The following is a 22,042-nucleotide window of genomic DNA, read 5'->3' as shown; positions in this document are numbered from 1 at the left end:
GTTTATTAAATTGAACACTGCAAGGCCGTATGGCCGGCTTATGTCAAATATATTGAAACAACCCCGGCCGCTGGTTTAGGGTGGCGGGTGCCTTGGGCCGATATGCAGGCTGGCCGGGCAGTATTCTTGATGAACGCCGCAGCGCTTGCGGGGTTCGTATTCAATAGAGGAGGACACCCGAATGACCACCCTGACTCGTGCCGACTGGGAACAACGCGCCCGCGACCTGAAGATCGAAGGCCGCGCCTACCTCAATGGCGAATACACCGACGCCGTTTCTGGCGAAACCTTCGAATGCATCAGCCCGGTCGATGGCCGTCTGCTCGGCAAGATCGCCAGCTGTGACGCCGCCGACGCCCAGCGCGCTGTGGAAAATGCTCGCGCCACGTTCAATTCCGGCGTGTGGTCGCGCCTGGCGCCAAGCAAACGCAAAGCCACGATGATCCGTTTTGCCAGCCTGCTCAAGCAGCACGCTGAAGAACTGGCCCTGCTCGAAACTCTCGACATGGGCAAACCGATCAGCGACTCGCTGTACATCGATGTCCCGGGCGCAGCGCAAGCGCTGAGCTGGAGCGGCGAAGCGATCGACAAGATCTACGACGAAGTGGCCGCCACGCCGCACGATCAACTGGGACTGGTGACCCGCGAGCCTGTTGGCGTGGTGGGCGCCATCGTGCCGTGGAACTTCCCGCTGATGATGGCGTGCTGGAAACTCGGCCCGGCGCTGTCGACCGGTAACTCGGTGATCCTCAAGCCATCGGAAAAATCGCCGCTGACCGCCATCCGCATCGCCGCGCTGGCCGTCGAAGCCGGTATTCCCAAAGGCGTGCTCAACGTACTGCCGGGCTATGGCCACACCGTCGGCAAGGCGCTCGCGCTGCACAACGATGTCGACACGCTGGTGTTCACCGGGTCGACCAAGATCGCCAAGCAACTGATGATCTACTCCGGCGAATCAAACATGAAGCGTGTCTGGCTGGAAGCCGGCGGCAAGAGCCCGAACATCGTGTTTGCCGATGCACCGGATCTGCAAGCCGCTGCCGAATCCGCTGCCAGCGCGATCGCCTTCAACCAGGGCGAGGTCTGCACCGCCGGTTCGCGTCTGCTGGTCGAGCGCTCGATCAAGGACAAATTCCTGCCGATGGTCATCGAGGCGCTGAAAACCTGGAAACCGGGCAATCCGCTGGATCCGGCTACCAACGTCGGCGCACTGGTCGATACCCAGCAGATGAACACCGTGCTGTCGTACATCGAATCCGGCCACAGCGACGGCGCCAAACTGGTCGCGGGCGGCAAGCGCATTCTGCAGGAGACCGGCGGCACGTACGTTGAACCGACGATTTTCGACGGCGTGAGTAATGCGATGAAAATCGCTCAGGAAGAGATCTTTGGCCCGGTGCTGTCGGTCATCGCTTTCGACAGCGCCGAAGAAGCCATTCAGATCGCCAACGACACGCCATACGGTCTGGCCGCTGCGGTGTGGACCCAGGACATCTCCAAAGCACATCTGACCGCCAAGGCTCTGCGTGCCGGTAGCGTGTGGGTCAACCAGTACGACGGCGGCGACATGACTGCACCGTTCGGCGGCTTCAAGCAGTCGGGCAACGGCCGCGACAAGTCGCTGCATGCGTTCGACAAATACACCGAGCTGAAAGCGACCTGGATCAAGCTGTAAGCCGTTAACGGCAGCCCGGACACACCGGGCGGCCTGAGGAAGCGGAGATCCCTTGTGGGAGCGAGCCTGCTCGCGAAAGCGGTGTATCAGTCAGCCAATGTGCTGAATGTGAAACCGCATTCGCGAGCAGGCTCGCTCCCACAATGGTTTCGTGGTGCACATAAAAATATCCACAGGAGCGTGGAACATGCGGTGGGCGACGTATTTCGCCGTGTTGGCGTCTGTCTTGAGTGTCGGCCTGGCCCTGGGCGTGAGCATGCCGTTGGTATCGCTGCGTCTTGAAGGCTGGGGCTACGGTGCTTTCGCCATCGGTGTGATGGCGGCCATGCCGGCGATCGGCGTGCTGCTGGGGGCGAAGGTGTCCAGCCATCTCGCCGCGTATTTCGGCACGGCGAATCTGATGCGCTTGTGCCTGTGGGCGGGAGCCTTGTCGATCGGCCTGCTGGCGTTACTGCCGAGTTATCCGGTCTGGCTGCTGCTGCGCCTGCTGATCGGGGTGATTCTGACCATCGTGTTCATCCTCGGCGAAAGCTGGATCAATCAACTGGTGGTCGAGCAGTGGCGCGGGCGCCTGGTCGCGTTGTATGGCAGCAGTTATGCGCTGAGCCAACTCTCGGGGCCGTTGCTGTTGGGTGCGCTCGGCACTGAGCATGACTACGGTTTCTGGGTCGGGGTTGGCTTGCTGACCGTTTCGCCATTGTTATTGCTGGGGCGCAGCGGCGCGCCAAGCAGTGAAGCGAGCAGCGTGACTTTCGTCGATCTGTGGGGCTTCGCCCGCGAACTGCCGGCGATTGCCTGGGCGGTGTCGTTGTTCGCCGCGTTCGAGGCGATGATCCTGACGTTGCTGCCGGTGTATTGCCTGCAACAGGGTTTCACCGCAGAAATCGCCTTGGCCATGGTCAGCACCGTGGTGGTCGGCGATGCGCTGCTGCAATTGCCGATTGGCGCCTTGGCCGATTACCTGTCGCGGCGCACCTTGTTTGCTGGCTGCGCGGTGGTGCTGATGCTCTCGAGTCTGGCGATTCCGCTGCTGCTCGACACGCTGCTGATCTGGCCGTTATGGGTGCTGTTTGGTGCGAGTGCCGGCGGGCTGTTCACCCTGTCACTGATTCTGATCGGCGAGCGTTATCGCGACGATGCGCTGGTGCGCGCCAATGCGCACATCGCGCAGCTTTGGGGTATTGGTTGCCTGGTCGGGCCTTTGGCGGCGGGGGCGGGGAGTCAATGGATCAATGGGCATGCGTTGCCGCTGTTGATGGCGGTGGGGGCGTTTGGCCTGGTGCTTTTGTTGTTGCGCCAAGGCGCCTTTGGCACAACGGCGGAAGCAGCCTGAGCGCATTCTTGTGGGAGCGAGCCTGCTCGCGAAAGCGGTGCGCCAGTCAGCTCATTTGCTGGATGGGAAACCGTTTTCGCGAGCAGGCTCGCTCCCACAAGGGATCATCAACACACGGGCTTACAACATCCGCTCCAAGCCAACGTTGGTGCTGAACCATGAGTTGAAGCGCCGCCACCAGCTCCCCGGTTCCTTGGTCAGCGTGTGCATCTGGCCGTTGTCCTCGGTGACCCAGACGACCTTGCCGTTCTCCAGTTTCGCCTGATAGCTCAGGTTCGGCGCCATGCCTTGCAATGCCAGTGCGCGGACATGCTCGGCCAGTTCCGGGCTGTCGACCAACACGCCGACTTCGGTGTTCCACAGTACCGAGCGCGGGTCGAAGTTGAACGAGCCGATAAACGATTTGCGTCGATCAAAGATCATCGCCTTGCTGTGCAGGCTGGAATCCGAACCGCGAAACGACTTGCTGTAGAACACCCGCGGGCCACTGCCGTAGTTGTCCCCAGGCTGGCGCCGCAGTTCATAGAGTTTCACCCCGTGCTCCAGCAACGCCTTGCGATACGGCGCGTAACCGCCATGCACCGCCGGCACGTCGGTGGCTTCCAGCGAATTGGTCAGCAAATTCACCGAAACCCCGGCGTCGGCGCGTCCGGTCAGGTAGACCAGCCCCGGCTGACCCGGCACGAAATACGCCGAAATCATGATCAGCTCTTTGCTCACTCCGGTCAGTTCCGGCGCCAGTTGCGTGGTCAGCAGCAGGTGCGGATCAGGCTCGCCCTTGGACAGCACCTTGCTCGGTGCATCCCACAACGCCTGATTCCACGCCCAGATCAGCTCTTTGCGCCAGATGTCCATGCGCGGGTCGGTCTTGAACTTCATCAACTGTTGGTACAGCGCGTGATTCTGTTTGCGGGTTTCTTCCAGCGACTCTTCCAGGCGCGTGCGGGTGTTCTGCAGGTCGGCAGCGCTCGGTCTGGCGGAAAGAAATTCCTCGATCGGCTTGCTCAGCGCGCTGTTCCAGTATTGGTCGAAACTGTGCCCGAGCTGCTCGGCGACCGGGCCGATGCTGAGCATGTCGATGTCAGTGAAGTTCAGGTTGGGCTCGGCATCGAAATACTCGTCGCCCAGATTGCGTCCGCCGACAATCGCCGCGCTGTTGTCCGCCAGCCATAACTTGTTGTGCATGCGCCGGTGTTGCACGGACAGGTTGAACAGCCGTCCCGCCGCCCGCGTGACGCCGGTACTGCGGCCCAGATGCAAAGGGTTGAACAAGCGAATCTGAATCTGTGGATGCGCCGCCAGGGTGGCGATGATCTGATCGAGGCCGTCGCTGGTGGTGTCGTCGAGCAGAATACGCACGCGCACGCCACGGTCGGCAGCCTTGAGCACTTCCTCCACCAGCATGCGGGTGCTGATGCCGTCGTGAACGATGTAGTACTGCAAGTCGAGGCTGACCTGGGCGTTGCGAATCAGTTCGGCACGGGCGGTAAACGCCTCGCCGCTGTCAGACAGCAGGCGAAACCCCGACTGCCCCTGATAGGGCGCGGCCTGAGCCTGAATCGAACGACCAAAAGCGGAGTCCGCCGCCGGCAAGGCCTGGCTTGGCTCGCGCGGCACATCGAGGCTGGCGCAGCCGCTCAGGAACGAGGCGAGTAACAGCAAAGCGAGTAGGGGCTGTCTGAGGCTCACGTAGGATCGTTCCGGTTGGCGGCTAAGGTCGGCATTTTGGACGCCGGGCGCGCGAAAAAGGTCAGTCGCTCTCGGCAAGCAATTTGATCGCGGCGGCGCCGACCCGGCGCACCGCTTCTTCGATCTGTGCCGTTGGTTTGGCAGCGTAGTTCATCCGCAGGCAATTACGGTATTTGCCCGAGGCGGAAAAGATGCTGCCGACGGCAATCTGTACGCCTTGATCGTGCAGGGCTCGATTCAGTTTCAGCGTGTCGAAACCTTCCGGCAGTTCCACCCAGAGCATGAAACTGCCCTGCGGGCGACTGGCGCGGGTGCCGGCGGGAAAATAGCGGGTCACCCAATCGATCATCGCATCGCGATTGCGCTGGTATTGCATGCGCATACGCCGCAAGTGCGGTTCGAAGTGGCCGGCCTTGAGAAATTCGGCGATGGCAATCTGCGGCTGTGGCGCAGTCGAGCCGGTGCTAATGTATTTCATGTGCAGCAGCCGCTCCAGGTAGCGGCCGGGTGCGACCCAACCAATGCGCAGCCCCGGCGCCAGGGTTTTGGAAAACGAACTGCACAGCAGAACACGGCCGTCTTCGTCGAAGGATTTGATCGTGCGCGGACGCGGATAGGAATACGCCAGCTCGCCGTACACATCGTCTTCGATGATTGCCACATCGAAGCGCTGGGCCAGCGTCAGCAGCGCACGTTTGCGCGACTCGGGCATGACGTAGCCGAGCGGGTTGTTGCAGTTAGGCGTCAGCTGTATGGCCTTGATCGGCCATTGTTCGAGTGCCAGTTCCAAGGCGTCGAGGCTGATGCCGGTGAGCGGGTCAGTAGGGATTTCCAGCGCCTTCATGCCCAGGCCTTTGAGCGTTTGCATGGCGCCGTGAAAGCTCGGCGAATCCACCGCGACGATGTCGCCCGGTTCGCAGATCGCATGGATGCTCGTGGACAGCGCCTCGTGGCAACCGGTGGTGATCACCAGATCGCTGGCGCTCAACTGGCAGCCGGAATCGAGCATCAGCCGCGCGATCTGCTCACGCAGTTCGAGGTTGCCGTGGATGTTGTCGTAATACAGGCCGGGCATGTCCTGCCGGCGACTGATCCGCGCCAGGCCGCGCAGCAGCGGTTTCATCGTCGGCGAGCCAACGTCGGGCATGCCGCGCCCCAATTGCACGACGTCCTTGCGCGGCACCGCGCGGATCAACTCCAGCACCTGATCCCATTGCGAAATCTCCACCGGCCGTTGCGCCGGGCGGCCCACTGCGGGCAACTCCGGCAGCTCACGGCCGACCGGGACAAAGTAGCCGGACTTGGGTTTCGGCGTGGCGAGGCCGCTGTCCTCGAGCATGCGATAGGCCTGCTGCACCGTGCTCAGGCTCACCCCGTGCTCGACGCTCAAGGCGCGCACCGAAGGCAAGCGGTCGCCGGGCCGATAAAAGCCCTGTTCGATGCGGGTGCCGAGCAATTCGGCGAGATTTACATACAGAGTCATGGTGGCCTCGGTGCGTCTTGGTGAAAACCAGTACAGATGCGGCAAAAATCAGTCATTCAGTCGGCAAATCGGCAAATCTGTATGGAGTTAATACAGGTTCTTTGAGTCTGTAATGGTTTTGCTCGCCCGCGCATCATGGAATCTCTGGCTACCCAAGTAAACAGGAGCAACGAAAATGAACGGCTTGAGCGATGTGCGGCTGACGTTACACAGTCAGGAACTGGCGGTAGGGCTGAACGAGCGGGCGCGCAATGAACTGCGCAATGCCCCTTCCGGCCTGAGTCGCTGGGGTCTGTTGTGGCATCGTCTGCATACGCGCAAGGCGTTGCTGGCGCTGACGACCGATCAGCTCAAGGACATCGGCCTGACCCGTGAGCAGGCACTGGAAGAGGGGTTGAAGCCGTTCTGGCGGATCTGAGATCTGTATCGTCCGTCACAGATCGTTCCCACGCTCTGCGTGGGAACGCCGCCCCCGGACGCTCCGCGTCCGCTGTGACGCAGAGCATCACTGGATGCATTCCCACGCAGAGCGTGGGAACGATCTCTTAAGGCATTCAGACCAGCTCTTTCAGCCGATGCCACAACATCCCCAACGCCAATAACGGCGAGCGCAAATGCTTGCCGCCGGGAAAGGTGATGTGCGGCACTTTGGCAAACAGATCGAAGCCACCACCCTGCTGCCCGCTGATCGCCTCGGCCAGCAGCTTGCCCGCCAAGTGTGTGGCATTCACTCCGTGCCCGGCGTAAGCCTGGGCGTAATACACATTCGGTTGATCGGTGAGGCGGCCAATCTGCGGCAAGCGGTTGGCGCCGATGCCGATCATCCCACCCCACTGGTAATCGATCTTCACCCCGGCCAGTTGCGGGAACACCTTGAGCATCTTCGGCTGCATATACGCGCCGATGTCTTTCGGATCACGGCCCGAGTAATGGCAGGCGCCGCCGAACAACAGGCGTCGATCAGCCGAGAGCCGGAAGTAATCCACCGTGACACGCTGGTCGCAGACCGCCATGTTCTGCGGCAGCAGGCTGTACGCCTGCTCTTCGCTCAGTGGTTCGGTGGCAATGATATAGCTGCCGGCCGGCAGGACTTTGCCGCTGAGTTGCGGGTTCAGATCATTCAGATAGGCATTGCAGCCGAGCACCAGGGTCTTCGCCCGTACCGAACCTTGTGCGGTGTGCACCTTCACTTCGGTACCGTAATCGATGCGGATAACCGCCGATTGCTCGAACAGCTTCACCCCCAATTGCTGCGCCGCTGCGGCTTCGCCGAGCGCCAGATTCAGCGGGTGCAAATGCCCGGAGCCCATGTCGATCAAACCGCCAACGTAGCGTCTGGAGCCGACCACGGTGTGCATCTCATTGGCTTGCAACAGCCGGGTTTCGTGGCGATAGCCAAGGCTGCGCAGCTCTTCGGCATCCTCGACAAAGCCCTGCAGATCAGATGGCTTGTTAGCCAGGTCGCAGTAACCCCAGGTCAAATCGCAAGCGATCTTGTAGCGCTCAACGCGCTGGCGAACGATTTCCACCGCTTCCAGGCCCATGAGTTTCATCGCCCGCACGCCGTCGGTGCCGACGACGTTGGCAAATTGATCGAGGCCATGACCAACGCCGCGAATCAGCTGCCCGCCGTTGCGCCCGCTGGCGCCCCAACCGATCCGGTGTGCCTCCAGCAGGACGACGCTGAAGCCGCGTTCAGCCAGCTCAAGCGCGGTGTTCAACCCGGAAAACCCGCCGCCGACCACACAGACGTCGGCCAGCACTTCACCTTGCAGCCGCGGATGGTCTGGCTGCGGCAGGCTGCTGGCGGCGTAGTAAGAGGCGGCGTGGGGTAGGCTCGCGGAAGTGGGGGCGCGGGCGGTCATGGGCGTCATCCTGAGGCGGTGTCGAGAAAATTTGACGGAGCATAAGCCGCATGGCTGAACACGGGCAACATTGGTCGGCATACGGTGTCTGGCTCAAGTCTTTTGCGGCACAATTGCCGTCCATTTCCCCACGGTCACCGTTTCGATGAGCTGCAACAGCCAGAAAATCCGCACGTTGCGTCAGCAGATTCCCTCATTCGAATGCGTCCCCGGCTGCCACGACTGCTGCGGGCCGGTGACCACGTCGCCCGAGGAAATGGCCCGGCTGCCGCGCAAGACCCGCGCCGAGCAGGACGCGGCGATGCAAGAGCTGAACTGCGTACACCTGGGGCCGAATGGCTGCACGGTGTACGAAGAACGGCCGCTGATTTGCCGGTTGTTTGGTACGACCAAGACGTTACCCTGCCCGAATGAGCGGCGTCCGGTGGAGCTGATTCATCCGCGGGTGGAGAAGCAGATTTTCGAGTACATGGCGGCGAATCGGCAGGTGTTGGTTTGACTGTCGTGTTCACTTGAAACCGAGTCGCGGCCTTCGCGAGCAGGCGCGCTCCCACAGGGGATCGCATTTCAAATGTGGGAGCGAGCCTGCTCGCGAAGGGGGCGTCGCCGGATTTCAGTCAGGAATCGGCAGGCACAGGCTCTCTTTGACTTCTTCCATGACGATGTAGCTCTTCGATTCGCGCACATGCGGCAGCTTGAGCAGGATGTCGCCGAGCAATTTGCGGTACGAGGCCATCTCGGAAATCCGCGCCTTCACCAGATAGTCGAAATCCCCTGACACCAGATGACATTCCAGTACATGGGGCAATTTCAGCACCGCACGTCGGAACTCCTCGAAAGTGTCGCCGGATTTGTAGTCGAGGCTGATCTCGACGAACACCAGCAGGCTACCCTTCAAATGCTGCGGATTGAGCCGGGCGTTGTAGCCCATGATGATTCCTTCGCGCTCCAGACGCCGCACGCGCTCGGTGCAGGGCGTGGTGGAGAGGCCGACCTTTTCCCCGAGTTCAGTGAACGAAATGCGCCCGTCCGCCTGCAGGATCCGCAGGATGTTGCGGTCGATCTTGTCCAGTTCGCGCTTGGTCTGGGTGTTGGTCCGCATAGGGGATGCGCCTCCGTGAAAAGGGTTTTTGCCGAGAATTGTCGCCAAATATAGGCGCTTATATAGTGAAAAGCACTGGCATTTCTTTTTTACACTGCGCGCATCATTGCTCGAACAACACAGCTCGGCACACAGCCGCGATGAGGGATTGAAAATGCGCGTCATGGTCTTGGGTAGCGGCGTCATCGGTACCGCCAGTGCTTACTATCTGGCCCGTGCCGGGTTTGAAGTGGTGGTGGTCGACCGGCAGCCCGCCGCGGCCATGGAGACCAGTTTCGCCAACGCCGGCCAGGTCTCGCCGGGCTACGCCTCGCCGTGGGCCGCGCCGGGCGTACCGCTCAAGGCGATCAAGTGGCTGCTGCAACGCCACGCACCGCTGGCAATCAAGGCCACCGCCGACATCGACCAGTACCTGTGGATGGCGCAGATGCTGCGCAACTGCACCGCCAGCCGTTATGCGGTGAACAAGGAGCGCATGGTGCGGCTGTCCGAGTACAGCCGCGACTGCCTCGACGAACTGCGCGCCGAGACCGGCATTGCCTACGAAGGCCGCAGCCTCGGCACCACGCAGTTGTTCCGCACCCAGGCGCAACTGGATAACGCCGCCAAGGACATCGCCGTACTGAAAGACTCCGGCGTGCCGTTCGAAGTCCTCGACCGCGCCGGCATTGCCCGCGTCGAACCGGCGCTGGCCGGCGTCACCGATATTCTCGCCGGCGCCCTGCGCTTGCCGAACGACCAGACCGGCGATTGCCAGATCTTCACCACTCGTCTCGCCGACATGGCGCGCAAGCTCGGTGTGGAATTCCGCTTCGGCCAGGACATTCAAAAGCTCGATTACGCCGGTGATCGCATCAATGGCGTGTGGATCGACGGCAAACTGGAAACCGCTGACCGCTACGTGCTGGCGCTGGGCAGCTACTCGCCGCAATTGCTCAAGCCGCTGGGCATCAAGGCCCCGGTATATCCGCTCAAGGGTTATTCACTGACCGTTCCGATCACCAACCCGGACATGGCGCCGACGTCGACCATTCTCGACGAAACCTACAAGGTCGCAATCACCCGGTTCGACAACCGCATCCGCGTCGGCGGCATGGCCGAGATTGCCGGTTTTGACCTTTCGCTGAACCCGCGTCGGCGCGAAACCCTGGAGATGATCGTCAACGACCTTTATCCTCAGGGCGGCAATCTGGCCGAGGCGAGTTTCTGGACCGGTCTGCGCCCGACCACGCCGGACGGCACGCCGATCGTTGGCGCCACGCCGTTCAAGAATCTGTTCCTCAACACCGGTCACGGCACCCTGGGTTGGACCATGGCGTGCGGTTCCGGGCGTTTGCTGGCCGATCTGATGGCGAAGAAAAAGCCGCAGATCAGTGCCGAAGGCCTCGATATTTCCCGTTACGGCAACCAGACCCAGGAGTCCGCAAAACATGTCAATCCAGCGCCAGCTCACCAATGAGCGCATGAGTCAGATCGTCAGCCACAACGGTACGGTGTACCTGGCCGGGCAGGTCGGCGACGACTTCGATGCCGGGATTGAACAGCAGACCCGCGACGTACTGGCCAATATCGAGCGTCTGCTCGACCTGGCCGGGACTGACAAACAGCATCTGCTCTCGGCGACGATCTACCTGAACGACATCGAGGCGCACTTTGCCGGGATGAACTCGGTGTGGGACCAGTGGCTGCCTAAAGGCGCCGCGCCGGCTCGTGCCACTGTCGAAGCGAAAATGGCCAAGCCGAGCATCCTTGTCGAGATCTCCATCGTCGCTGCGCTGCCGTAAGCCGTAACAAGGATCCCTCTCCCGGTGCTGTTGGCGGTTCACGCCGCCAGTCGGCGCCGGTTTTTCTTCCATGACTGCCTAGAAGTCCGCCGCCATGCGTCCTGCCCGTGCCCTGATCGACCTTCAAGCCCTGCGCCACAACTACCGAATTGCCCGCGAAGTCACCGGCGCCAAAGCGCTCGCGGTGATCAAGGCTGACGCCTACGGCCATGGCGCGGTGCGCTGCGCCCAGGCGCTGGAAGCCGAGGCTGACGGGTTTGCCGTGGCGTGCATCGAAGAGGCGCTGGAGCTGCGCGCGGCCGGTATTCGCGCGCCGGTGTTGCTGCTGGAAGGTTTCTTCGAGGCGGATGAGCTGGCGCTGATCGTCGAGCATGATTTCTGGTGCGTGGTGCATTCGCTGTGGCAGCTCGAAGCCATCGAGCAGGCGGCGTTGAACAAACCGATCTCGGTGTGGCTGAAGCTCGACTCCGGCATGCACCGTGTCGGCCTGCATCCAAAAGACTACCCGGCCGCCTATCAGCGCCTGCTGGCCAGCGGCAAAGTGGCGAAGATCGTGTTGATGAGCCACTTCGCCCGTGCCGATGAACTGCACGCGCAAAGCAGTAGCGAGCAGGTAGCGGTATTCGAAGCGGCGCGTCAGGGCCTGGCGGCGGAAGTCAGCCTGCGCAACTCGCCAGCCGTGCTCGGTTGGCCAGAAATCCAAAGCGACTGGGTACGCCCCGGCATCATGCTCTACGGCGCGACCCCGTTCGAAGAAGCCAACGCCGTCGCAGAACGCCTGCAACCGGTGATGACCCTCGAATCGAAAGTCATCAGTGTCCGTGAGTTGCCGGCCGGTGAGCCGATCGGTTACGGCGCAAAGTTCATCACCGACAAGCCGATGCGCATCGGCGTGGTCGCCATGGGTTATGCCGATGGCTATCCACGTCAGGCGCCGACTGGCACGCCGGTGCTGGTGGCTGGCCAGCGCAGCCGTCTGTTGGGGCGCGTGTCGATGGACATGCTGTGCATTGACCTCACCGACGTGCCGGAGGCTGGCCTCGGTTCGACCGTCGAGCTGTGGGGCAAAAACATCCTCGCCAGCGACGTAGCGCAGTGGGCGGATACCATTCCCTATCAGATCTTCTGCAATCTGCGCCGGGTGCCGAGGCTCTATTCCGAGGCTTGACGCGAGCGCGGGGGCCGAGTGTTGTAAATACTGAACGCTGTCGCCATGATAACGCTCAATATTCTTACAACATCAGGAGGCTCCCGCCTTGGACGTCGGTGAACGACTGCAATCGATCCGCAAGCTCAAAGGGCTTTCCCAGCGCGAACTCGCCAAACGCGCGGGCGTCACCAACAGCACCATTTCGATGATCGAAAAGAACAGCGTGAGCCCTTCGATCAGTTCGCTGAGAAAAGTGCTCGGCGGCATTCCCATGTCCATGGTCGAGTTCTTTTCCGAAGAGATCCTGCAAGACCAGCCGACCCAGATCGTCTACAAGGCCAACGAGCTGATCGACATTTCCGACGGCGCCGTGACCATGAAACTGGTCGGCCGCGCGCACCCCAGCCGGGCCATCGCCTTCCTCAATGAAATCTACCCGCCGGGCGCCGATACCGGCGAAGAAATGCTCACCCACGAAGGTGAGGAAACCGGGATTCTGGTCGAAGGTCGGCTGGAACTGGTGGTCGGCCTGGAAACTTTTATCCTCGAAGCCGGCGACAGCTACTATTTTGAAAGTACCAAGCCGCATCGTTTCCGTAATCCGTTCGATGTGCCTGCGCGACTGATCAGCGCAGCCACACCGGCGAATTTCTAGAGCAAGAGGCGCCAGGGCCCTGATGGCCAAGGCTCCCGAACCGTTTGACCGATGCGCAACAAGACCCCTTTAAAAATGGGGTTGTTTCAGTGTGGCGGGCTACCCGCTATACTTGCGCCCGCCTGCGAACCGTGGCCGCAGGCGTGAATAGCCACCATTGAGGGTGAACGCGTGAACCTAATTATGAAAATGCTGGCTGCACCAGCAACCGTACTGGCCCTCTGGGCTGTCAGCGCTCAAGCTGCGACTAACGACGACATTGCCAAACGCCTCGAGCCGGTCGGCCAGGTGTGTGTTCAGGGGCAGGAATGCAAAGGAATGGAAGTGGTTGCAAGCGCTGGCGGCGGTGGCGGAGCCAAGGCGCCTAAAGACGTGATCGCCAAGCACTGCAACGCATGTCACGGCACCGGCCTGCTGGGCGCGCCGAAGATCGGCGACAAGGCGGCCTGGAAAGAGCGGGCCGATCACCAGGGTGGTCTGGACGGTATCCTCGCCAAAGCGATTACCGGCATCAACGCCATGCCGCCAAAAGGCACCTGCGCCGATTGCACCGATGATGAGCTCAAGGGTGCGATCAAAGAGATGTCCGGTCTGTAATCAGCGGCGCTCTCGTCAAAAAAAACCGTCTTCGGACGGTTTTTTTGTGCTTGTGGTTTTTGCTCTTTCGATTAATTCAAAACCCTGATCCCTCACCCCAGCCCTCTCCCGGAGGGAGAGGGGGCCGATCGAGGTGTCTGGCACTCTACATCGACCTGAATGACCTTAGCGATTATGGATTCAGCACATCATTTTCAAGTCGGTGTATCTCTCCAATATCCCCCATTCAGTCCCCTCTCCCTCCGGGAGAGGGCTAGGGTGAGGGCAAGCGATCTCCAGCTATAAAGAACTCCCGTGGCCGACAATCGTCCAGGACTTTGGGCTGTCCTTTGCAGCAAACTCAAGGCAATCTCGGTCTACCCCTATCAACGGAACGGGCGGGAGGCTTCAGATGGTGCAGTTGTGTTCGATCGAACAGGCAGTGGACGACGTGCTCGCACGCTTGCCGGCGCATATCCACATGGGCCTGCCGCTGGGGCTGGGCAAGCCCAACCACTTCGTCAACGCGCTGTACCGGCGGATCAAAGACCTGCCCGAGCGCCAGCTGACGATCTACACGGCGCTGTGTCTGGGACGGCCGAGTCTGGGTGATGGTTTGCAGAAGCGCTTTATCGAACCCTTCGTCGAGCGGGTGTTCGGCGATTACCCCGAATTCGATTTTCTCGCCGATCTGCAGCGCGACAGCCTGCCCGCCAACATCCGCGTGCAACAGTTCTTCATGCAGCCCGGCAGTCTGCTCAACAGCGCCCCGGCCCAGCAGGATTACGTCAGCAGCAACTACAGCCACGCCGCCCGCGACATCAACGCCGCCGGCCTGAACCTGGTGGCGCAGTTGCTCGCCAGCAGCAGCGAGCACCCGGACCGCCTGAGCCTGAGCTGCAACCCCGACATTACCCTCGACTTGTTGCCGATGATCGCCAGACGCCGCGAAGCCGGAGAGACGATTGTGCTGGTCGGCCAGGTTCACACCGATCTGCCGTACATGCCCGGTGACGCCGAAGTCGATATTGACACGTTTGATCTGCTGATCGACGAGAAGGACAGCAGCACGCTGTTCTCGACGCCCAACATGCCCGTCGGTTTCCAGGATCACTTCATCGGTTTACATGCCAGCACCCTGGTGCGCGACGGCGGCACGCTGCAGATCGGCATCGGTTCGATGGGCGATGCGCTGACCGCGGCGTTGCTCGCGCGTCAGGCCGACAATGCGGGTTATCGGGCGCTGCTCGATGACGTCAATCTGAGCCAGTGGGCGCAACTGATCGAGCGCGAGGGCGGCACCGCGCCTTTCGCCAAAGGTTTGTATGGCTGCAGTGAAATGTTCGTCAACGGCCTGCTGGTGCTGGCGGAAGCCGGGATCATCCGGCGCAAGGTCTACCCCGACGTGCCGACTCAGCAGCAGGCCAACGCCGGTACCCTAGACGAGGCGGCGCAGCCCGACGGCATCTGCGTGCATGGTGGCTTCTTCCTTGGCCCGGGCAGTTTTTATGAGCGCTTGCGTGAGTTGCCGCAAAGCAAATTGCTCGAATTCAACATGACCCGTATCAGCTACATCAACGAGCTGTACGGGCAGGAAGAGCTCAAGCGTTTGCAACGCCTCGACGCGCGATTCATCAACACGGTATTCACCATGACCCTGCTCGGCGCCGGGGTGGCTGACCAGTTGCAGGACGGGCGTGTGCTCAGCGGCGTCGGCGGGCAGTACAACTTCGTCGCCCAGGGCCATGCTTTGCATGATGCGCGTTCGATTCTGATCCTGCGCAGCTGGCGCGAGTCGGGCGGCGAGGTCAGTTCGAATATCGTCTGGGAATACGGTCATTGCACGATTCCGCGGCATTTACGCGATATCGTCGTTACCGAATACGGCATCGCCGATCTGCGCGGCAAACCCGACGCGGCGGTGATCGAGGCGCTGCTCAATATCAGCGACTCGCGCTTCCAGCCGGGGCTGATCGAACAGGCACAGAAGGTCGGCAAACTGCCAAAGGACTTCCGCATCGATCCGCGTTTTGCCGACAACACGCCGCAACGCTTGCAGGCGATCGCCGCACGGCATCCGAATCTGTTTCCGGAGTATCCGCTGGGCTGTGATTTCACTGCGATCGAGCGCGATCTTCTGCGTGCGCTGAACTGGCTGAAGAGCAAGTTCAAGCTGACCGAGATACTGGAACTGGGCAAGGCAGCGCTGGATGCGCCGGAGGCTTCGTCGTTCCCGGAACACCTGGAACGGATGCAGCTCACAAACCCCGAAGGCCTGAAAGAAGAGCTTTTCCAACGCCTGCTGCTTACCGGCCTCAAAGCCACCGCGCAATAACTGCCCAGCGCAAAACCCACTGTGGGAGCGAGCCTGCTCGCGAAAGCGGTGTATCAGTCAACCAAGATGTCGACTGACCCTAAGCATTCGCGAGCAGGCTCGCTCCCACAGAGATATTGCGGTGCTGCTGGTTTATTCGATGAAGGTTACAACGCCATCCTTCAGCGACTTGACGCGGGCCAGTGACTCGACGCGGTAACCCTGCGAATCCAGTTCGGCGCGGCCGCCCTGGAACGACTTCTCGATGACGATGCCCAGACCGGCCACGGTGGCGCCGGCCTGTTTGATGATCGAGATCAGCGCCTGCGACGCCTTACCGTTGGCCAGGAAGTCGTCGATGATCAGCACGCGGTCGCTGCTGGTCAGGTGGCGCGGGGAAATCGCCACGGTGCTTTCGGTCTTCTTGGTGAACGAGTAGACGGTCGCCGACAGCAGGTTTTCAGTCAGGGTCAGGGACTGCTGCTTGCGGGCGAAGATCACCGGCACGCCGAGGTTCAGACCGGTCATGATCGCCGGGGCGATGCCCGACGCTTCGATGGTGACGATCTTGGTGATGCCCGAGTCCTTGAACAGCGCGGCGAATTCGTCGCCGATCAGCTTCATCAGGGCCGGGTCGATCTGGTGGTTCAGGAAGGCGTCGACCTTCAGGACCTGGTCGGAAAGCACAATGCCTTGTTCGCGGATTTTCTGCTGCAATGCTTCCATGAAGCTGTCCTCATTTGGCGCCTGGTGCGCCGAAGGTCTAGTAAAAAGGGGTCAATTCTAGCGCTTTAACATCGCGCGTATGTCGGCCAACGCGTTATTGCCGCGCACGGCTTTGACTTCGGTCGGGGTGTCGTCGTTGCCTTCCCAGGCGAGGTCGTCTGGCGGCAGCTCGTCAAGGAAGCGGCTCGGCGCACAGTCGATGATCTCGCCGTACTGCTTGCGCTTGGCGGCGAAAGTAAACGCCAGAGTCTGACGCGCGCGGGTGATGCCCACGTAGGCCAGGCGGCGTTCCTCTTCGATGGTGTCGGCTTCGATGCTGGAGCGGTGCGGGAGGATTTCCTCTTCCATGCCCATGATGAACACGTAAGGGAATTCCAGCCCCTTGGACGCGTGCAAGGTCATCATCTGCACGCCTTCGGCGCCGTCCTCTTCTTCCTGCTGGCGTTCGAGCATGTCGCGCAGCACCAGTTTGCCGATCGCATCCTCGACGGTCATTTCGCCTTCTTCGTCTTTTTCGAGGGTGTTTTTCAACGCCTCGATCAAGAACCAGACGTTGCTCATGCGGTAGTCGGCGGCCTTGTCGCTGGAGCTGTTGGTGCGCAGCCAGTTCTCGTAGTCGATGTCCATGACCATGCTGCGCAGCGCCGAGATCGGGTCTTCACCGGCGCATTGCTCGCGGACCTTGTCCATGAAGCGCTTGAAGCGCGCCAGGCGATCGGTGAAACGGCTGTCCAGATGCTCGCCGAGTCCGATTTCGTCGGTGGCGGCGTACATCGAGATCTTGCGCTCGGTGGCGTAATTGCCAAGTTTTTCCAGGGTGGTCGAGCCGATTTCACGGCGCGGCACGTTGATCACGCGCAGAAAGGCGTTGTCGTCATCCGGGTTGACGATCAGGCGGAAGTAGGCCATCAGGTCCTTCACTTCCTGGCGACCGAAGAAACTGTTGCCGCCGCTCAGGCGATACGGCACCTGATGGTGCTGCAGCTTCAATTCGATCAGTTTGGCCTGATAGTTCCCGCGATAGAGAATCGCGAAATCGCTGTACGGGCGGTCGGTGCGCAAGTGCAGGCTGAGGATTTCCATGGCCACGCGCTCGGCTTCGGCGTCCTCGTTGCGGCAGCGAATGACGCGGATCTCGTCGCCGTGGCCCATTTCACTCCACAGCTGTTTCTCGAATTCGTGCGGGTTGTTCGAAATCAGCACGTTGGCGCAGCGCAGGATGCGACTGGTCGAGCGGTAGTTCTGTTCGAGCATCACCACTTTCAGCGACGGGTAATCGTCCTTGAGCAGCATCAGGTTTTCCGGGCGCGCGCCGCGCCAGGCGTAGATCGACTGGTCGTCGTCGCCGACCACGGTGAACTGGTTGCGCTTGCCGATCAGCATCTTCACCAGCAGGTATTGGCTGGCGTTGGTGTCCTGATATTCGTCGACCAGCAGGTAACGCACCTTGTTCTGCCACTTTTCGAGGATGTCGGCGTGTTCCTCGAAGAGTTTCACTGGCAGCAGGATCAGGTCGTCGAAGTCCACCGCGTTGAACGCCTTGAGCGTGCGCTGGTAGTGGGTGTAGACGATGGCGGCGGTCTGTTCCTTGGGATTGCGCGCGTTTTCCAGCGCCTGCGGCGGCAGGATCAGGTCGTTTTTCCAGGCGCCGATCATGTTCTTGATCTCGTCCACGCCGTCGTCGCCTGCGTATTCCTTCTGCATGATGTCGGTCATCAGGGCTTTGACGTCGGTCTCGTCAAAGATCGAGAAACCGGGTTTGTAGCCCAGCCGCGCATGCTCCTTGCGGATGATGTTCAGGCCCAGGTTGTGGAAGGTGCAGACCGTCAGGCCGCGGCCTTCGCCGGCACGTAGCAGGGTGCCGACCCGCTCTTTCATTTCGCGCGCGGCCTTGTTGGTGAAGGTCATGGCGACGATGTACTGGGCGCGGATGCCGCAGTTCTGGATCAGATGCGCGATTTTGCGCGTGATCACGCTGGTCTTGCCGGAGCCAGCACCGGCGAGCACCAATAGAGGGCCGCCGACGTAGTTCACGGCTTCTTGCTGCCGGGGATTGAGTCGGGACATACGAAAATTCGGGAGTCGTTGACGAAATGGGCCGGCATTTTAACAGGCTCAGCGAATTGTGCTGCTCTGTCCGACTTGTGACGTAGCACGCGATGCGGATTTGCCGGTTTTGTTACTTTCACGCAGGATGCGCGGTGATTTTGCGGCTAATGTTCTCGTTTGTGACCAAAGTTAACGTTTTGTCCGGCTTTGGTGGTCATGTTCATTGGTCAATGTTACGCACAACGGCATAATGCCCAGCCCACATCATTGCAGAGTCTAGGGAGTCAGCTTGTCTACGCCTGTCGAGCCCTTGCGTTTGCTGTTACTGGCCGAAGAGCCAGCGTGGACAGCGTTATTGCGCGAGTGTCTGGCGCCCATGGGGAGCGCGGCGGTGCTGATCAGCGCGCCGAGCTGGGAGTCGGTCAGCAGCCTGTTCGAAGACAACCGCCACGCGGTGTTGTTGACCATTCCGGCGTTGCAACCGGCCCCGGGCCGTTGCAGCCTGCCGACGGTATTGCTGCTCGATCACGAACCGGCCACCGCGCCGGACGGGGTCAGCGACTGGCTGGCATTCGATGCCCTCGACGCCGGCATGTTGCGCCGTTGCCTGCGCCATGTGCGCGAGCGCGGCGTCCTTGAAAACACTTTGCAGCGCCTGGCCGAACAGGATCCGCTGACCGGTATCGCCAATCGCCAGGGTTTCCAGACCCTGCTGACGGCGCGTCTGGCGGAAAACGACGGTCGTGGACTGGCCCTCGGGCATCTCGACCTCGACAACTTTCGCCACGCCAACGATGCCCTCGGCCATCAGGCTGGCGACCGGCTGATCCTGCAAGTGGTCGCACGGCTGAAAAACCAGCTTGAGGCCGGTGATCAACTGGCGCGCCTGGGCAGCGATGAATTCGCCTTGCTGATCGACACCCGCCGCGCACCCGAGCGGGCCGAGTGGATGGCCGAGCGCATCACCGAAGCGCTGGCCGAACCGTATTGGGTCGATGGCGAAAGCCTGCTGATCGGCTCCAGCCTCGGCATCGCCCACGCCCGCGCGCAGGCCGGTGCCGACCCGCTGATGTGGCATGCGCACATCGCCATGCAGCAAGCCAAAAGCACCCAGGGCTGCACCTTTCATATCTTCAACGAACGGATCAACCGCAACGCGCGGAGCATGGCCGATCTGGAAAGCGAGCTGCGCCGGGCGCTGCGGCGCGATGAGCTGGAGCTGCATTACCAGCCTCGGCTGAATCTTGAAGATGGCCAGATCGTCGGCCTCGAAGCCCTGGTGCGCTGGCGTCACGGCGAACGCGGCCTGCTGCCGCCGAGCGAGTTCGTGCCGCTGGCCGAGCAGAGCGGTTTGATCGTGCCGCTGGGCTACTGGGTGATTTCCCGTGCCCTGCGTGACATGCAGGCGCTGCGCGAGCAAGGCCTGCCAGCGCTGCACATGGCGATCAACCTGTCGTTCCGGCAGTTTCAGGACAGCCAGTTGCTGCCGACCTTGAGCCGGCTGATTCTCGAACGTGGGGTCGAGGCGCAATGGCTGGAATTCGAACTGACCGAAACCGCAGTGATGCGCCGCAGCGATCTGGTCAAGCAGACCATGGACGCCCTCGGCCGCCTCGGCGTACGCTTTTCACTGGATGACTTCGGCACCGGGTTCTCCTCCTTCGTGCACCTCAACAGCCTGCCGATCACCTTGCTGAAGATCGACAAAAGCTTCGTCGGTGGCATGGAACAGCGTGAAGAGAACCGCAAACTGGTGCACGCGATGATTAATCTTGCGCACAACCTGCAGCTGGAAGTGGTGGCCGAAGGCGTGGAAACCACCGAGCAGCTGCAATTGCTGCGCGGCTTTGGCTGTGATCAGGTGCAGGGTTACCTGATCAGCCGGCCATTGCCGCTGGCGGAGCTGGTGGAGTACCTGGTGTCTGGATCGAATCAGCAGCCAGTTCTCGAAATAGTGAGCTAAACACGATCCCGGTTGTAACCACTAACCCTGTGGGAGCGAGCCTGCTCGCGAAAGCGGTGTGTCAGGCAAAAGGTATTTGACTGACCGATCGCATTCGCGAGCACGCTCGCTCCCACAGAGGTAAATATCATTCAGGCTGAGGAATGTTGAAGCCCTGAGATTGCGGCTCGCGCCGTATCATCCGCTGCATCTTCCACTCAAACGCCAGCGTCAGGCTCACCGCCGCACACGCCAACCCGAGCGCCAGTCCCCACCAGACCCCGGTCGGCCCCCAGTCCAGGTGAAACGCCATCCACCACGCCGCCGGCGCGCCAATCAACCAGTAGCAAGCGAGCCCGACCAGAAACGTGGTCTTGGCGTCCTTGAGCCCGCGAATACAGCCCATGGCGATTGTCTGCGTGCCATCGAACAGCTCGAACCAGGCCGCCACGGCCAGCAGGCTTACCGCGAGGCGGATCACCTCGGCAAACGCCGGGTCGTCATGGTCAAGGAACAACCCGACCAGTTCGTTCGGCAATAGCCAGAACACCAAGGCAAAACCCAGCATCACCACCGCACCGAAGGCGATGCCGACGCGACCGGACATACGCGCATCGAGCAGTTGCCCGGCGCCGTAATGCTGACCGACGCGCATGGTAATGGCGTAGGACATGCCGGCCGGCACCATGAACGCCACCGAAACGATCTGCAGCGCAATCTGATGCGCCCCCATCTGCGTACTGCCCATGGTGCCCATGCACAGCGCGGCGAAGGCAAACAAACCGACTTCCACCGCATAGGTGCCGCCGATCGGCAGGCCGAGGCGCCACAATTCCTTCAGGTATTGCCGGTTGGGCCGCGCCAGCCCGGCACGCAGCGGGTAAGCGTCGTACGCCGGATGCCGACGAATGTGCCAGGCCAATGCCAGCGCCATGCAGTTGGCAACGATTGCCGTGACCAGACCGATACCGGTCAGCCCGAGTTGCGGCAGGCCGAACATGCCGGTAATCAAGGCGTAATTGAGCAGGAAGTTCGCCACGGTGCCGGCAAGGCTGATGACCATCACCGGCGTCGCCCTCCCGATGGCGCTGGTGAAACCGCGCAAGGCCATGAAGCTCAGATAACCCGGCAGGGCGAAGGGCAGGGCGATCAGAAATTGCCCGGCGGCATTGACGTTGGTTTCAGTCTGGCCGAACAGCAACAACACCGGTTTGAGGTTCCACAGCAACAGCCCGGCGACCAGCGCCATCAGCCACGCCAGCCATAAACCGGCCTGAGTCAGGCGCGCCGCACCGATGATGTCGCCGGCACCCTGACGGATCGCCACCAGCGTGCCGACGGCGGCGATGACCCCGATACAGAAAATCGATACGAACGAGTAGCTCGCCGCGCCCAGACCGCCACCCGCCAGGGCTTCGGGGCTGAGGCGCGCCATCATCAATGTGTCAGTCAGCACCATCAGCATGTGCGCCAACTGCGAAGCGATCAGCGGCCCGGCCAGCCGCAAAATGGCCCAGAGTTCGTTACGCACAGGATGCTGCATGTCATCACCACTCGATTCAGAGGGAACAGAAGAACGTCGATTCTCGGCGTGTGAGCTGGAATGCACAAAGGGATAAAAAGGATGGGTGGCATGATTAAAACTCATCCTGCACCAATTCTGCTAAGTTGGCCGCATCCCGCCACCGGAGCTATCTGC

Annotated in this window: 18 protein-coding genes; 11 read left to right on the top strand and 7 right to left on the bottom strand. The window is 61.3% G+C overall.

Annotation, left to right across the window (positions count from 1 at the left end; genetic code table 11):
- Positions 1–181: 181 nt before the first annotated feature.
- Complete coding sequence (locus tag ACGSLL_RS07450) at positions 182–1,675, top strand: aldehyde dehydrogenase (RefSeq protein WP_090287506.1); 1,494 nt, start codon at positions 182–184, stop codon at positions 1,673–1,675.
- A gap of 187 nt (positions 1,676–1,862) precedes the next feature.
- Positions 1,863–3,008, top strand: coding sequence for an MFS transporter (locus ACGSLL_RS07445; protein WP_394504529.1), 1,146 nt, complete (start codon positions 1,863–1,865; stop codon positions 3,006–3,008).
- 120 nt (positions 3,009–3,128) lie between these two features.
- Here ACGSLL_RS07445 and ACGSLL_RS07440 read toward each other — a convergent pair whose 3' ends face one another.
- Complete coding sequence (locus ACGSLL_RS07440) at positions 3,129–4,697, bottom strand: phospholipase D family protein (protein WP_394504527.1); 1,569 nt, start codon at positions 4,695–4,697, stop codon at positions 3,129–3,131.
- A 61-nt stretch (positions 4,698–4,758) separates the two neighbouring features.
- On the bottom strand, positions 4,759–6,180 hold the full coding sequence (locus tag ACGSLL_RS07435) for an aminotransferase-like domain-containing protein (RefSeq protein WP_394504525.1): 1,422 nt from the start codon (positions 6,178–6,180) through the stop codon (positions 4,759–4,761).
- A 175-nt stretch (positions 6,181–6,355) separates the two neighbouring features.
- Here ACGSLL_RS07435 and ACGSLL_RS07430 point away from each other — a divergent pair, with 175 nt between their 5' ends.
- A complete protein-coding gene (locus ACGSLL_RS07430; RefSeq protein ID WP_394504523.1) occupies positions 6,356–6,598 on the top strand; it encodes a DUF1127 domain-containing protein in 243 nt (80 codons plus the stop codon).
- Positions 6,599–6,734: 136 nt separating this feature from the next.
- On the opposite strand, the gene ACGSLL_RS07425 is transcribed toward ACGSLL_RS07430, so the two are convergent.
- Positions 6,735–8,045 carry an NAD(P)/FAD-dependent oxidoreductase gene (locus tag ACGSLL_RS07425; protein WP_394504521.1) on the bottom strand — a complete coding sequence of 437 codons (1,311 nt, stop codon included), beginning with the start codon at positions 8,043–8,045 and terminating at the stop codon, positions 6,735–6,737.
- A 145-nt stretch (positions 8,046–8,190) separates the two neighbouring features.
- On the opposite strand from ACGSLL_RS07425, the gene ACGSLL_RS07420 reads away from it, so the two are divergent.
- Positions 8,191–8,544: a YkgJ family cysteine cluster protein gene (locus ACGSLL_RS07420; RefSeq protein WP_090287488.1), complete on the top strand. Its 354-nt coding sequence runs from the start codon at positions 8,191–8,193 to the stop codon at positions 8,542–8,544.
- Between the two features lie 114 nt (positions 8,545–8,658).
- On the opposite strand, the gene ACGSLL_RS07415 is transcribed toward ACGSLL_RS07420, so the two are convergent.
- Positions 8,659–9,147 carry an Lrp/AsnC ligand binding domain-containing protein gene (locus tag ACGSLL_RS07415; RefSeq protein ID WP_010465173.1) on the bottom strand — a complete coding sequence of 163 codons (489 nt, stop codon included), beginning with the start codon at positions 9,145–9,147 and terminating at the stop codon, positions 8,659–8,661.
- Between the two features lie 154 nt (positions 9,148–9,301).
- On the opposite strand from ACGSLL_RS07415, the gene dadA reads away from it, so the two are divergent.
- From dadA to ACGSLL_RS07385, 6 genes are all read left to right on the top strand, one after another.
- Positions 9,302–10,606: a D-amino acid dehydrogenase gene (gene dadA / locus ACGSLL_RS07410; protein ID WP_394504518.1), complete on the top strand. Its 1,305-nt coding sequence runs from the start codon at positions 9,302–9,304 to the stop codon at positions 10,604–10,606.
- The gene (locus ACGSLL_RS07405; RefSeq protein ID WP_034152045.1) at positions 10,578–10,931 is read left to right on the top strand and encodes a RidA family protein; all 354 of its coding nucleotides are present in this window, start codon (positions 10,578–10,580) and stop codon (positions 10,929–10,931) included. Before dadA ends, ACGSLL_RS07405 begins: the two co-directional genes overlap by 29 nt.
- Positions 10,932–11,025: 94 nt before the next feature.
- A complete protein-coding gene (alr, locus tag ACGSLL_RS07400; RefSeq protein ID WP_394504516.1) occupies positions 11,026–12,099 on the top strand; it encodes an alanine racemase in 1,074 nt (357 codons plus the stop codon).
- An 88-nt stretch (positions 12,100–12,187) separates the two neighbouring features.
- Positions 12,188–12,736, top strand: coding sequence for a cupin domain-containing protein (locus ACGSLL_RS07395; RefSeq protein ID WP_016772566.1), 549 nt, complete (start codon positions 12,188–12,190; stop codon positions 12,734–12,736).
- Between the two features lie 183 nt (positions 12,737–12,919).
- Complete coding sequence (locus ACGSLL_RS07390) at positions 12,920–13,333, top strand: c-type cytochrome (RefSeq protein ID WP_332764899.1); 414 nt, start codon at positions 12,920–12,922, stop codon at positions 13,331–13,333.
- A 391-nt stretch (positions 13,334–13,724) separates the two neighbouring features.
- On the top strand, positions 13,725–15,647 hold the full coding sequence (locus ACGSLL_RS07385; RefSeq protein ID WP_394504513.1) for an acetyl-CoA hydrolase/transferase C-terminal domain-containing protein: 1,923 nt from the start codon (positions 13,725–13,727) through the stop codon (positions 15,645–15,647).
- Positions 15,648–15,779: 132 nt separating this feature from the next.
- Here ACGSLL_RS07385 and ACGSLL_RS07380 read toward each other — a convergent pair whose 3' ends face one another.
- Together ACGSLL_RS07380 and rep are read right to left on the bottom strand one after the other, a co-directional pair.
- Complete coding sequence (locus ACGSLL_RS07380) at positions 15,780–16,352, bottom strand: xanthine phosphoribosyltransferase (protein WP_203419986.1); 573 nt, start codon at positions 16,350–16,352, stop codon at positions 15,780–15,782.
- A gap of 57 nt (positions 16,353–16,409) precedes the next feature.
- The gene (gene rep, locus ACGSLL_RS07375; protein WP_103302574.1) at positions 16,410–18,419 is read right to left on the bottom strand and encodes a DNA helicase Rep; all 2,010 of its coding nucleotides are present in this window, start codon (positions 18,417–18,419) and stop codon (positions 16,410–16,412) included.
- A gap of 271 nt (positions 18,420–18,690) precedes the next feature.
- On the opposite strand from rep, the gene ACGSLL_RS07370 reads away from it, so the two are divergent.
- On the top strand, positions 18,691–20,364 hold the full coding sequence (locus ACGSLL_RS07370; protein WP_394504510.1) for a putative bifunctional diguanylate cyclase/phosphodiesterase: 1,674 nt from the start codon (positions 18,691–18,693) through the stop codon (positions 20,362–20,364).
- A gap of 127 nt (positions 20,365–20,491) precedes the next feature.
- On the opposite strand, the gene ACGSLL_RS07365 is transcribed toward ACGSLL_RS07370, so the two are convergent.
- On the bottom strand, positions 20,492–21,886 hold the full coding sequence (locus ACGSLL_RS07365) for a NorM family multidrug efflux MATE transporter (protein ID WP_394504508.1): 1,395 nt from the start codon (positions 21,884–21,886) through the stop codon (positions 20,492–20,494).
- Positions 21,887–22,042 lie beyond the last annotated feature (156 nt).

The sequence above is a fragment of the Pseudomonas retamae genome, from assembly GCF_043496865.1.
GTDB classification, from domain to species: domain Bacteria; phylum Pseudomonadota; class Gammaproteobacteria; order Pseudomonadales; family Pseudomonadaceae; genus Aquipseudomonas; species Aquipseudomonas retamae.
This window is presented reverse-complemented; position numbering and strand designations above follow the sequence as displayed.

Bases quoted from the DNA above. Each gene is read 5' to 3' on its own strand.
- ACGSLL_RS07445 (WP_394504529.1), top strand. From the start codon at position 1,863: ATGCGGTGGGCGACGTATTTCGCCGTGTTGGCGTCTGTCTTGAGTGTC.
- ACGSLL_RS07420 (WP_090287488.1), top strand. From the start codon at position 8,191: ATGAGCTGCAACAGCCAGAAAATCCGCACGTTGCGTCAGCAGATTCCC.
- ACGSLL_RS07385 (WP_394504513.1), top strand. From the start codon at position 13,725: ATGGTGCAGTTGTGTTCGATCGAACAGGCAGTGGACGACGTGCTCGCA.
- ACGSLL_RS07435 (WP_394504525.1), bottom strand. From the start codon at position 6,180: ATGACTCTGTATGTAAATCTCGCCGAATTGCTCGGCACCCGCATCGAA.
- ACGSLL_RS07390 (WP_332764899.1), top strand. From the start codon at position 12,920: ATGAAAATGCTGGCTGCACCAGCAACCGTACTGGCCCTCTGGGCTGTC.
- ACGSLL_RS07405 (WP_034152045.1), top strand. From the start codon at position 10,578: ATGTCAATCCAGCGCCAGCTCACCAATGAGCGCATGAGTCAGATCGTC.
- ACGSLL_RS07450 (WP_090287506.1), top strand. From the start codon at position 182: ATGACCACCCTGACTCGTGCCGACTGGGAACAACGCGCCCGCGACCTG.
- rep (WP_103302574.1), bottom strand. From the start codon at position 18,419: ATGTCCCGACTCAATCCCCGGCAGCAAGAAGCCGTGAACTACGTCGGC.
- alr (WP_394504516.1), top strand. From the start codon at position 11,026: ATGCGTCCTGCCCGTGCCCTGATCGACCTTCAAGCCCTGCGCCACAAC.
- ACGSLL_RS07430 (WP_394504523.1), top strand. From the start codon at position 6,356: ATGAACGGCTTGAGCGATGTGCGGCTGACGTTACACAGTCAGGAACTG.
- dadA (WP_394504518.1), top strand. From the start codon at position 9,302: ATGCGCGTCATGGTCTTGGGTAGCGGCGTCATCGGTACCGCCAGTGCT.
- ACGSLL_RS07380 (WP_203419986.1), bottom strand. From the start codon at position 16,352: ATGGAAGCATTGCAGCAGAAAATCCGCGAACAAGGCATTGTGCTTTCC.
- ACGSLL_RS07365 (WP_394504508.1), bottom strand. From the start codon at position 21,886: ATGCAGCATCCTGTGCGTAACGAACTCTGGGCCATTTTGCGGCTGGCC.
- ACGSLL_RS07415 (WP_010465173.1), bottom strand. From the start codon at position 9,147: ATGCGGACCAACACCCAGACCAAGCGCGAACTGGACAAGATCGACCGC.
- ACGSLL_RS07425 (WP_394504521.1), bottom strand. From the start codon at position 8,045: ATGACCGCCCGCGCCCCCACTTCCGCGAGCCTACCCCACGCCGCCTCT.